At 59.7% G+C, this 11,890-nt stretch carries 11 protein-coding genes; 3 read left to right on the forward strand and 8 right to left on the reverse strand.

Annotation, left to right across the window (positions count from 1 at the left end; translation table 11 throughout):
* Positions 1–4: 4 nt before the first annotated feature.
* Positions 5–937, reverse strand: a complete 933-nt coding sequence (locus RWM61_RS01720) for a protein kinase domain-containing protein (protein WP_313996696.1) — start codon at positions 935–937, stop codon at positions 5–7.
* Positions 938–1,066: 129 nt separating this feature from the next.
* On the opposite strand from RWM61_RS01720, the gene RWM61_RS01725 reads away from it, so the two are divergent.
* Both RWM61_RS01725 and RWM61_RS01730 read left to right on the forward strand, forming a co-directional pair.
* Complete coding sequence (locus RWM61_RS01725) at positions 1,067–1,261, forward strand: hypothetical protein (protein ID WP_313996698.1); 195 nt, start codon at positions 1,067–1,069, stop codon at positions 1,259–1,261.
* 257 nt (positions 1,262–1,518) lie between these two features.
* Positions 1,519–1,737, forward strand: a complete 219-nt coding sequence (locus RWM61_RS01730; RefSeq protein ID WP_313996700.1) for a hypothetical protein — start codon at positions 1,519–1,521, stop codon at positions 1,735–1,737.
* Positions 1,738–1,888: 151 nt separating this feature from the next.
* Here the strand turns inward: RWM61_RS01730 and RWM61_RS01735 are convergent, their stop codons facing one another.
* Together RWM61_RS01735 and RWM61_RS01740 are read right to left on the reverse strand one after the other, a co-directional pair.
* The gene (locus RWM61_RS01735) at positions 1,889–2,611 is read right to left on the reverse strand and encodes a response regulator transcription factor (RefSeq protein WP_313996702.1); all 723 of its coding nucleotides are present in this window, start codon (positions 2,609–2,611) and stop codon (positions 1,889–1,891) included.
* 227 nt (positions 2,612–2,838) lie between these two features.
* Positions 2,839–4,287: an HD-GYP domain-containing protein gene (locus RWM61_RS01740; RefSeq protein WP_313996704.1), complete on the reverse strand. Its 1,449-nt coding sequence runs from the start codon at positions 4,285–4,287 to the stop codon at positions 2,839–2,841.
* Positions 4,288–4,498: 211 nt separating this feature from the next.
* Here RWM61_RS01740 and RWM61_RS01745 point away from each other — a divergent pair, with 211 nt between their 5' ends.
* A complete protein-coding gene (locus tag RWM61_RS01745; protein ID WP_313996706.1) occupies positions 4,499–4,636 on the forward strand; it encodes a hypothetical protein in 138 nt (45 codons plus the stop codon).
* A 114-nt stretch (positions 4,637–4,750) separates the two neighbouring features.
* Here RWM61_RS01745 and RWM61_RS01750 read toward each other — a convergent pair whose 3' ends face one another.
* The 5 genes from RWM61_RS01750 to RWM61_RS01770 form a co-directional block, all read right to left on the reverse strand.
* The gene (locus RWM61_RS01750) at positions 4,751–5,968 is read right to left on the reverse strand and encodes an acyltransferase (RefSeq protein ID WP_313996708.1); all 1,218 of its coding nucleotides are present in this window, start codon (positions 5,966–5,968) and stop codon (positions 4,751–4,753) included.
* Between the two features lie 277 nt (positions 5,969–6,245).
* Positions 6,246–6,776, reverse strand: coding sequence for a type 1 glutamine amidotransferase domain-containing protein (locus tag RWM61_RS01755; RefSeq protein WP_313996710.1), 531 nt, complete (start codon positions 6,774–6,776; stop codon positions 6,246–6,248).
* Positions 6,777–6,912: 136 nt separating this feature from the next.
* The gene (locus tag RWM61_RS01760) at positions 6,913–8,733 is read right to left on the reverse strand and encodes an ABC transporter ATP-binding protein (protein WP_313996712.1); all 1,821 of its coding nucleotides are present in this window, start codon (positions 8,731–8,733) and stop codon (positions 6,913–6,915) included.
* The gene (locus RWM61_RS01765) at positions 8,726–10,471 is read right to left on the reverse strand and encodes an ABC transporter ATP-binding protein (RefSeq protein ID WP_399537664.1); all 1,746 of its coding nucleotides are present in this window, start codon (positions 10,469–10,471) and stop codon (positions 8,726–8,728) included. The genes RWM61_RS01760 and RWM61_RS01765 overlap by 8 nt, the downstream gene beginning before the upstream one ends.
* Positions 10,472–10,507: 36 nt before the next feature.
* A complete protein-coding gene (locus tag RWM61_RS01770) occupies positions 10,508–11,806 on the reverse strand; it encodes an MFS transporter (protein ID WP_313996714.1) in 1,299 nt (432 codons plus the stop codon).
* Positions 11,807–11,890: the final 84 nt, after the last annotated feature.

Consider the following 11,890-nt stretch of genomic DNA (forward strand, 5'->3'; position numbering starts at 1 on the left):
TACATCAAGCCGGATCTCCCTGCATGCGCGCGAGGATTCGATCGAGCTCGAACGCCAGCTCGCCGGCGTGCGCAAAGCCGTCCGTCCCGGTTGTCAGCAGCTTCCGGATCAAATCGCCCGTTTCCTGCCGGAGCTCCAGCTCCTCGTTCCAGCTCCGCTCGCGGCCGTCGGTTGCCTCATAGCCGGCATACAGGAGAAAAAGAAGCAGATGCCCCATGCCGTACAAATCGCTTGAGGGCTCCGGCAGCCGCATCCGGCGTTTGACTGCCCCCCACGTTCCTTCTGACCGGACGCGGGCAGAAGACAGGCGCACACCCGGAACAGAAGCCGGCTTCCCCCCGCCCGGTTCCGCGCCGCCGGCCGTTTCGCCGAGCCCTTCCCTCAAAGACGCCGGCAGCCGCTCGCCGATCGCGCATGCAAGGCCGAAATCGATGAGCGCCACGTCTCCATCCCGCTCCAGCACATTCGGTATTCGCACATCGCGGTGGACGAAGCCCCGCCCATGCAGATGTCCGATCGGCTCGGCCAGCCTTCTCAAGATGCGAAGCGCTTCCGCTTCGGTGAATGTGCGCCCGCCCTCCACAATCTGATCTTCGAGATTCCTCCCCTCCTTCAGCTCCGTGACAAGCCCCTCTCTTCCGCCGAAACGGACATAATCGAGCCAAGCCGGAATACCGGGATGCGACAACCGCCCCAGGATGTCGCTCTCGCGCCGCAAAAGCTCCAGTCCGACCGGCCCTTTGCTCGGCTTGCCGGTCTTGAGCAGCACCCGGGTCCCCGTGGCCGTGTCGACCGCGCGATAAGCCTGACCGTAACTGCCCATACCCAAAAAAGCCTCAATTCGGTAGCGGCCGGCCGCCATCGTCCCGATGCGAAGCGGGTAATCGCGCCAAGCGCGCCGTGCGTCCCGCAATCTTTGTACCACACCGCCGATCATGAAACCATTGCCCTCCTCTTTAGGGAATCGAACCGGATCGGAAACCTGCCGGCCGTTTCCCCGTATGTATAATAATCAAATCGATTCGGCATGCTGCAAGTATCCCGAATCATTTCGGAGGTGGAGACATTGCTTGGTCATTTCATCAAACGGATTCTCTATTCCCTGATGGGAAGCAAACACAGACATCCCCATTATAACCGCTACAGCAGCAGCGCCCATAAGCATCACGGGCACCGCCCGCCGCACAGCGGCCATCACGGCCATCACGGCCATTACGGAAACACGTACTACAAGAACAGATACAGCAGCTTCTCGAGTTGATCGAACCCTGCCAGAACAGGCAGCGGGCTGCCGGCGGAACGCGTTTCCGTGCGGCGGTCCGCTTTTTATTTTAGGGGAGTATTTTCATGCACAACGGTAAAGTTTTTCTCCCAATCGGGTAATATACCAACAGAAGGCTAGGATCCCGCGTTTGTTAGAAAGCCGTTAAATAAATAAACAATCGGCTGATTTGTTTCTTAAAGAATTCTAATTTATTCATTCTATACTACTTTCAAAGGATAGGAGGTACACGTACGATGATGAAAGTGATTACGTTCAGCAAAAGGTCGGTTCCGGTGTACATTACGGCAGAACATCATGAGTCTTTCGAGCTTCTGAACAGCAAACTTGAGAAAATGGCCCTGGACTTCGATTTCCGCAAAAAATGGAAGCGAATCAAATCCGTTCAGATGATTCGCGACGTGGCCATCTTTCAATATGCGGACGGAACCAAACTGTATCTTGACGTTTCCTGACCGCAAAAGACATATACTTTATTTATATGGCACACCTGAACTCCGACGAAGGTCGAAGAAAAGGCACCGGACCGGCGCAGGCAGACGCGGTATCGGTACCTTTTCTTTGTGGAGCGGTTTGCCGGCTGCCGAGAGACCGTTCCGGCTAGTACTAGTCGGAGCCATTGATATATTTATAACCGACCCCCCAGACGGTTTTAATATAGCGCGGCGACCGCGGATTCTGTTCCACCTTCTTGCGCAGATTAACGATGTGAACGTCGATCGCCCGATCCGTGACGAAGGAATCGAAGCCTCGAATCGCATTGATCAAATCCTCTCTGGTGTAAACCTTCCCGGGATGCTCAAGGAATAAACGCATGATCTCGAATTCGGAAAATGTCGTCTCCACCTGCCGGCCGCGGACGATAAGCAGCCGTCTATCGATATCAAGCTGAATCGGCTTGACCTGATTCCCTTCCGTGCCGTCCTTCTCCTCCGCTTCCCCTCCGGCGCCGTTGTTCGACATTCTTGCCCTGGCCCGCCTGATGAGGGCGAACACTCTGGCCGTCAACTCATGCAGACTGAACGGCTTGCACAAATAATCGTCCGCCCCCGCTTTCAGGGCCTGGACCCGTTCCGACACCTCCGTCTTCATGGATACGATCATGATCGGCACATCGGAGTCTTTGCGGATGTCGACGCACAAATCCATACCATCCCGATCGGGCAGCATCAAATCAAGCAAAATCACGTCCGGCTGAAAATAATCCGCGAGCCGCAAGCCGTCTTGTCCGTTTACCGCCTGCTTGACTTCATACCCTTCCTCGGTCAAATACATACACAGCATATCGCCCATGATAACGTCGTCTTCGATCACTAGTATCTTGTACACGGTTCGACCACCTTTAATTGGGCTCCTCGCAATGTCTGTCGATTGTTGTATATATCCAATATACTATACTCGCTTTCCCTCCAACAACCGATTGTTAGATATTTGTTAGAATTATTAGACGAGAGACCATGCCCGGGACTTGGAAAGCCGACAATGCTTGAGACCGATCCGGTGAGAAAACAATATCCCGGCCACCCCGGGCCGGGACATCGTTTGGCATGCGAAAATTACGAGTTGGCCGCCCGCATCGCCGATGCCTGCGCTGCCGGCTTCTCCCGGATGCTCTTAATAAAATGCGGGTCGTGGTCGCACAGCCGCAGCCAGCCGTCGATACACATCGGATCGAAATGCTTGCCGCGCTCCTGCTTGAGGACGGCCATCGCCTCCTCGTGCGTCATTGCGGTCCGGTACGCGCGCGTCGACGTCAGCGCATCGTATACGTCTGCGACCGCGATGATCCGCGCAAGCAGCGGAATTTCGGTTCCCTGCAGCCCGTCGGGGTAGCCGGTTCCATCCCACTTCTCATGGTGGGAGCGGATGATCGACAACTCCTCGCCCATAAAGCCGAGGCGCTTGCACAGATTATAGCCGTGCATCGGATGCTCCTCAATAATCCGCCGCTCCTCCTGCGTCAATCGTCCGGGCTTGTTCAGCACTTCATCGGGCACTCGAAGCTTGCCGACATCGTGCACGATGCCGCCTTGCGCCATCGCGCGCAGCTGCACCGCGCCGACGCCCATCTCTTCCGCCAGGCGAAGGCCGTAAAGCGCCACGCGGAAGTTATGGCCCGCCGTGTAAGCGTCCTTGGACTCCGTTTCATTGATCAGCTCCTTGACGCCGGGCGAGATGCAGGAGGCGATCCAGGCTCGGGGATCGGGCTTGAACAATACGACAAGCATGCTGCCGATCGTCTGAAGCGACAAATATTGACGGATGACGCCGATCACCACAATGAGCATGGAAACCAGCAAAAAAATGTGGTAAAGCCACCAGCTTAGCTGCCAGCTGGAGCCGGTGATCATAATGAGCTGCGAGACGATCAGTAAACCCGAGCTGTACACGATCCCGATATGCAGCGGGAATCGCGTCAGCATATACGATTCGCGGTAACGGAACATCGCCGACAGGCAGATGGCGGTCGTGACGCCGGCCGCCGGCCATTTGTAGGGGCCGAGGCCGATCGGGAGCGCCTCTACCAGGGAAGGATAAACCAACGCAAAAACGCCGAAAACGACGAGCGCAGCGGCCCACAAAGGAAGCAGCATCTGCTGCCACCGGGCCAGCGCCCGAACCGCCGCATGATCGGTGGGCAGCGTCGACAGCCAGATCCATACGGAAGCCAGCAGAACGCTGAGCTGTGCCGTTATTTTCGGCAAAGTGTAAACATCGTGCACCAGGAAGCCCGGAGTCGACAATCCATGGACGGCGAACACCCCTGCAAGCGATATGTACGCGAGCGCCAGAAAGGTGACGTTCACATTGCGAAGCCGTATGCCCGCAATAGCGACGGCGATCGACAAAAGCAGGGCAAGCAGCGACACGAGCGAAACGATATAAAAGTGGCCCGTCTCGTGATGCAGGACAACGTCCAAAGAAGCCTTCGTCCTTACCCAGAAATAGAACCCCAATGATAAGCCGATAGCCGCGCCCGGCCCGAACAATGACCATGCCTTCATCCGCATCTTTTCGCCACGACCGCCTTTCAACATCGTGATGCAAGTCTATCGTCCTGATTGAACTAAGTATAAGCCCAAATGTTCGCTAAATAAATAGATTGCGGTAAAATCGCACCCGCTCCGCCGAATCCTGTCGCCGTTGTCGATGGTGCCGGAATGGCAATGATTCCCGTTACACCGCCGTGCCGTACGGGTACGCTGCACCGTCTCGGTGTGGAAGGACAACGAGCCGATTTTGCCATCGGGCACGATCCGCGCGTATACGACCGACTCGGTGCTGGTCGACGGGATCGCCTATGCCCGCACCGATTATACGGTCGCGGCGCACGAGGGCGGGCCGATTCATTGAACCGCCGTCGCCGCCGTCCACCGCACCCGCGTCGGCGTCGGCATCCGCATCGGCATGACGGACGGAAGGACCGCAAAGGAAAACGTTCCCTTGCGGTCCTTCCGGGTTGCTTGGCTACCTGCTGTCGCCGATGCCAGTGCCCTTGTGGGGCGCCGGGACGACAGCGCCCGTGCCGGCCGGCCGTTTCGGCCGCCGCCTGCCTTGCGCGCCGACCAGCAGCCAACCGAACGGCAGCAGGCTCGCCGCTTTGGACAAGCCGATCGAGACGGCGGCCACGACGACGAACGTCAGCACGGCCGCCGGAAGGTGGTAGCCGGCCAACTCAAACTGCCGCGTATAGAACGACACGAACATCAATACATACGCATGGGCGAGAAAGCCGCCGAACGAATGCTTGCCGATGAAGGCCAGCCATTTTTTGAACATGCCGCCGTGGCGATCGAGTACGACGACCGCGCCGTATGCGGCCAGCAGCTGCGACACGATAAGCAGGAACGTGACCGGCCGCAAATAGGTCGACGCGCCGAGCTTCATGTCCTCCATGGAAAGCCCGAGCAGCTCATAGCCGATCCATACATAGAGCCCGATGAACAGCAGCCCGTTCCAGACGAGCGAGCGGACGGCCGCTTCCCTGAACCGCGCCAGGCCGTATGCGCATACCGCGCCCAGCATAAAGTAAAAGAAATAGAAAACGAACCACATGTTGCGGTTAACCAGCAGCCATTCCCACAAGCCGCCGGCAGCCGAAGCGGAAGCGCCCGCCCTGTAATAGGAAAACCACATCAGCGCCCCGTACGCCGCGGCCGCGAGCACGAGCAGCCACGCGGTACGCCGGACGGCGCGATCCGGCTCGCCCATCGCAAACCTTCTCAGCGGAGCAGCCAGCTTCAGCAGCAAAGGCAGCAGCAGATAAAATTGAAAAATCATCGGAATAAACCACAAATGATAGCCGTACGTCGGCTTCAGCAGCTGCCGTCCGAGCTCCCGCCATGTGTTCAAGTCGGCGAAGGAGTAGTCCATCACCATTGAGATCGTCGCCCAATAAATAACCGTCCACGCGAGGAACGGGGCGAGAATATCATTGAACCTTTTGCGCAGGTAAGGGCCGTAAGCCAGCTTGTCCGAATAATTGTAGATCAGGATGACGCCTGATAGAAACACGAAGGCCGGAGTGCCGAAGCGGGTAAAATGAAAAAGCATGCCCAGCATGACCGCATCCGGCTGCAAAATATCCGCCCGATAAATATATTCCGCGATGCTGTGCTGCATGACGATCGCGAAAAACGCGAGCGCGCGCAGAAGCGCGACCTCTTCGATTCTTTCCCTTGCCATTGCGGTTGCCCTCTCCCCCGATTGCCGCGCCGCCGTTCTTGCTCCGCGCGGAGCGGCTTGTCTTAACCGTTCCATTATAGCAGAAGCGGCCCGTCCCGGGCACCGCCTTCGCCGAATGGCAAAAACAACCGCCGAAGCGATGCGCTTCGGCGGTTGTCGCGGCACTGCCCCTATTGATCTGACAGCCGCTATCCATCCGGCGCTATTAACGCCCGCCGGAAGAGGCTCGCGTTAATAGCGCCGGTGCGAAACCCGCGGCTCCACGCGCGCGGGCCGGTCAATAAGCATTCGTGCCGAGCCGGTTCAGCGTCTGCTCGATGAAAGCAGGCTCGTCCTCCGGGGTGCGCGACGTCACCAGGTTGCGGTCGACGACAACCTCCTTGTCGACGAATTGTCCGCCGGCCGCCTTCACCTCGTCGGCGATGCCGGGGTAGGACGTCAGCGTGCGTCCTTGCAGCAGCCCCGCCGCCGCCAATAGTTGCGGACCGTGGCAGATCGCCGCGATCGTGATGCCGGCTCGGTCCGCCTGCTTCACGAACGCCTGCACGTCCTTGTCGTTCATCAGACGGGAGGGCGACTTGCCGCCCGGAATGATGACGGCGTCGTAGTCGCTCGCCTTCGCTTCCTTCGCGGCCAGGTGGGACGTATAGGCGACGGTCCCCTTTTTCCCCTTCAGCTCCGCGTTCTTCTCCAGGCTGATGATGACCGACTCGTGGCCGTTCTTCGTCATTTCCTCATAAGGATTGCGCATTTCCGAATCCTCGAATTCGTCCGCCAGCAGAAACGCGATCTTCTTCGCTTGCGTCATGCGGCATCCACTCCTTTCGCTCGCTGCCGACACGGCGCGCCGGGCGCGCCGCATCCGCGCATACAAGCTTTTTTTACCCGGATAGCGCCCGATTCAAGCAGTCCCTGCAACTTTCCCGCAGCGCGCGCCGCCTCCATTACCCGATCCCGCCGCCTCGCACCTTGCGCAACGAATGGCTGTGCAGCTCGGCATAGCAGCCGCCGGCCGCAAGCAGCCGCCCATGCGTGCCTTCCTCGACGATCCGCCCCTGCTGCATCACGATAATGCGGTCGGCATGCATGATCGTCGACAGCCGGTGCGCGATGACGAGCGTCGTCCGCCCGAGCGACACCCGGTCGAGCGCCTGCTGGATAAGCCGCTCGGTATGGGAATCCAGGTTCGCCGTCGCTTCGTCCAGGATGAGGATTTTCGGCTTGAAGACGAGAATGCGCGCGAACGACACAAGCTGCCGCTCGCCGGCCGACAAGCCGCTGCCCCGCTCCGACAGCCGCGTATCATACCCGTGCTTGAGCCGTGCGATCATCGCATCAGCGCCCACCGCCTTGCACGCCTGCACGACCTCCTCCCGCGTAATGTCCTCCCGGAACAGCCGGACGTTGTCGAGCACCGTGCCCGAGTACAGAAACGGCTCCTGCTGCACCAATCCGACGATGCGGTGAAGCGAATCGAGCGTCAGCCGGCGGATGTCGACGCCGTCGATGCGGATGCTCCCTTTTTTCACGTCGTAGAAGCGTGCCAACAGGTTTACGAGCGAGCTTTTCCCCGCCCCGGTCGTCCCCACGATGCCGACGAATTCGCCCGGCCGGATGTGAAGATCCAGATCCCGCAGCACCTCTTGCTCATCCACGTAAGAGAAGCGGATATTGTTGAAGTCGATCCTGCCTTCGACCCGGTCCGCTCCGAGCTCTTTCGTGTCCTCGGGGGCGGGATCGCGGACTTCCGGCTCGACCCGGAAAATGCGCCATAAGCGGTCCATCGATACGAGCGTGGACTGGAACGTGTTCCACTGCTGCGTAATCTGGTTGATCGGCTGGAAAAATTGGCGGATATAGCTGATGAACGCATACAGCACGCCGAACTCGAACGTCCGGTCCAGGACGGCGTAGCCGCCGAGCCATACGACGAGCGCCACCGACACGTTGCCCAGCAAGTCGAACGAGCGGTTGAACAGAATCGTCCCCCTGACCTCGCGCAGGCTGTCTCCCAGATAGCGGCCGTTGCGTTCGGCGAACCGGCCGATCTGCTCCTTTTCCTGATGGTACGTCTGGATCAGGCTCATGCCGGCCAGGTTTTCAGCGATGAAGGCGATCAGCCGCGACAGCTGGGAACGGGCTTTCTGGTAGGCGCTGCGCAGCATTTTACGGTATAGCGCCGCGATGATGAAGATGACCGGAAAGAGGATCAGGCAGTACAGCGCCAGCGTCACGTCCAGATAGAACATGAAGCCGATGATCATGACGATCGACAACCCGTCGCGCACGAGGCTCAAGAGCACTTGGGTGAAAAACTGGTTGATCGTCTCGGTGTCGCTCGATTCGTTCGTCACCAGGCTGCCGATCGGATGGCGGTCGAAGAACGACATCGACTGGCCCGAGATGTGGCCGAACAGATCGTTGCGCAGCTGCGCGACGATCCCTTGGCCGGCCCGCTGCATCATGACGCCCTGCCAATACGTGAAGAACAAGCCGACGCCCGCCAGCGACAGATATGCGGCCCCGAGCCCGATCAGAAGCGGAATTGCGCGCGTGCCGAGCGGAATCGCATCGTCGATGGCGATCTTGACGATATAAGGCTGCAGCAAATCGGCCGCGATCGCCAGGAACGTGCACAGGAAGCCGGCCAGGAACGTCATCCGGTGCGGCCTCGCGTAGCCGAGCAGCGAGCGGATCGCCCTGCGCCTGTCGTCCGCCGAAGCCCGCCGAGCCGCCGCTGCCGCCCGCGTCTTCTTATCACCCATAGGACGCTCCCTCCCCTTGTATGGCGTACAGCGAGGCATAGTACCCGCTCCGCTTCAAGAGCTCGCCATGTGTTCCCCGTTCGACCACGCGCCCCTCGTGCAGGACGACGATTTCGTCGGCATGCATGACGGCGCTGATCCGATGCGCGATCAGAATCGTCGTCTTGCCCGCCCGTGTCCGGCGCAGGCTGTCGATGATGGCCGTTTCCGTCACCGTATCCACCGCGCTGACGCTGTCGTCCAGAATGAGGATCGGCGCGTCCTTGATCAAGCCGCGCGCCAGGCCGGTGCGCTGGCGCTGGCCGCCGGACAAAGTCAGCCCGCGCTCCCCGAGCTTCGTGTCGAACCGATCGGGGAATTGCGCCACGTTGTCGTAGATGTCCGCGAGCTTGGCCGCGAGCTCCACGCGCTTCGGATCGGCGCTCCGCTCATAGAACGCGATGTTGTCCCCGATCGTCGTGCTGAACAGAAAGCCGTCCTGAGGCACATACGCAATCGAGGTCCGGAGGCTTTCGAACGTTGCGCCGCGAATGTCACAGCCGCCGATAAATACGGTGCCGGCGGGCGGATCGTAAACGCGCAGCAGCAGCTTCACCAGCGTCGACTTGCCGCTGCCCGTCATGCCGACAACGCCCACCGTCTTCCCCGCCTCAACCCGCAAACGGATATCGGCCAGGGCGGGCCTCGCGGAATCCGGATAGGCGAACGTCAATCCGCGGATCTCCACATCGGCGGCGCCGGGCGGCAGCGGGGCGGCCGTGTCGCACTCCCGAATATCGGGCTTGACGGCAAACAGTCCGTTCAACCGGTCCAAGGACGCGCGCGAGCGCTGGACAATATTAATGACGTTGCCGATCTGCTGGAGCGGATTCATGATCATCCGAAGATACAGCGTCAGCGCGACGAACTCTCCGAGCGACAGCCTGTCTTGCACGACCAGAATGCCCCCGTAGGTCATCGCGATGCCGAGCGACACGGCGCCGGCGAACGGCAGCGCCGCCTGAAACATGGCGCTCAGCTTGACCAGCTCCAACTGGTTGTTGCGGATCCGTTCGACCGTATCGCCGAACCGCAGGCGCGCGATCGGTTCGGCCGCGAACGTTTTGGTCACCTTGATGCCGCCGAACTGCTCCTCCGCCGACTCCGTCATGGCCGCGAGAGCTTCCTGCACCTGCTCGGATTGCCGCCTGATGCGCGGGCCGAAGCGGGTGACCAGCAGCGGTATCGTTAGCAGCGGCACCATGCTGAACGCCAGCAGGTAAAGCGGAATGTCGGTAAACAGCATGACGGCGACCGTCGAGACAAGCAGCACCGACGCGTTCGTCATTTGATTCAGTCCGTTCGCGATTGCTTCCCGCACCGCGGTCACGTCGTTCATGACGTAGCTGAGCAGCTTGCCGATGCCGTTACGGGAGAAATAAGCCTCGCTCAATCGCGTAAAATGCCCGAACAGCCGCTCCCGGGCCGAGAACTCGAAATAGCGGCCGAGCCGGTGGTTGATGTATTGGCCCGCCCCGAACAGGACGCCGTAGGCGATGCCGATCGCCATTAGCCGAACGGCGTGATCCCGCACCCCTTCCCGTGTCAGCGCGCCGCGCTGCAGCAGGTCGGTGAATTCGCCCAGCACCTTCGGAAACCAGGCGTATACGACATTGGCCGAGCCGAGCAGCAAAAAGGCCAGCAGATAATAACCGGCATACCGCTTCATATGCGTCCTCAGCAACCTTCGACCCTCCAACCGCTCTCACGCTCCCCGTTTTCCGTTCAGCCGCCATTATCCGTTTCGTTCGCCGCGGACTCCGCCGGAACTGATATTTTGCTTCCTTCGGATCCGCTCCGCCTCCCCGTCCCTGCCGCCGAGCAGCCAGAAGATGCCGTATTGCAGCACCGAAGCGCCGAGCAGCACATAAGCCAGCCGGCCGGGTTCCAGGTCTGCGGCGAACACGAGCAGCAGCGCGATCGACAGCACCCGGCCCGCATTCAGAAAGCATTCCCGCACGACGACGGCCTCGTTGCGCAGCTGCCCCTTCAACGGAAGCACGCCGATCATCTTGTAGTAGTCCGAGTTTAACGTGTTGATCGCCAGCGGATTAAATATCGAGAACAGGATCATAAACACCGCCACCGTCCACAAGCGGACATCGAACAGCAGAAAAGCCGCCCCGGCCGCGATGCCGGTGGACGAGGCCAGAATATAGCGGCGCGCCCGTCCCTCTTGGGCCACGCGCGAAATGACATACCCCGAAGCGATCAGCACCCCGGAGAAAAAGACGCCCAGATAGCCGACCATGTCCTCCCGGCCCACCGTCCGGTACAGCAGAATCGTGGGAAGAAACAGCATGATGCCCTGCAGAAGTCCCAGCACGAAAAAGCTGCACAACGACCTGAGCCAGACCCGGTTTTTGCGCATCAGAATGACCATCAAATTCAGGTAATACGCCTTATGGCGCGTCCTGATCGCCGGAATGCGCAGGCTGACGAACGCCGCGATGCAGAACATGACGAATGAAAGCGCAAACGTAATCGTGTAGCCCCGCAGCCCCTCGCTGTTCCCGATGATGAAGCCCGCCAGCGCGGGCCCGGCCAGTCCGGCCGCGTTGAAAAACACCATGTTCAAGGCGAGAAAGCGGATCCGGTTGCCGTCCGTCGACACGTCGTACATGAGCACGAGGTAGCCCATCCAGTACATCCCGGCCGAGAAGCCGTTCAAGACCGAGAAGGGCAAGTAATACTTCGCCACATTTTCCTGCATCAGCACAACGAGCAAATAGAATAACGCCATCAGCAAAATGCCGAGCCGGTACGTGACCATCCGATCCTTCCGTTTGGCGATCCAGCCCCCGGCCGCGAACGCAATCGGCGTCATGACGTACACGATCATGTTGTAAATGCCGTTAATGACCAGATCCTCCGTCAGCCGCCATAAGTACAAGTTCAGGAACAAACCCGCCATGGAGGCGCCGAATTGAAACAGCGAGTGGATCGTAATGGTCGTCGCCGCTTCGCGGGACAACCTTCGGTGCGGTTCGATTGCGGTTCTTTGCTTCAACGGCAAGCGGGATAACAGGCTCATGACGTCAGCTTCCTCCTCGGCTTAGGCCCTATCGCCCTATATTGTAATGCAGCGGACGAAAAATGAAAAAACGCGGAACCGACC

Origin of the sequence: uncultured Paenibacillus sp. (genome assembly GCF_963515335.1) — a bacterium.
Lineage (GTDB): Bacteria > Bacillota > Bacilli > Paenibacillales > Paenibacillaceae > Paenibacillus_I.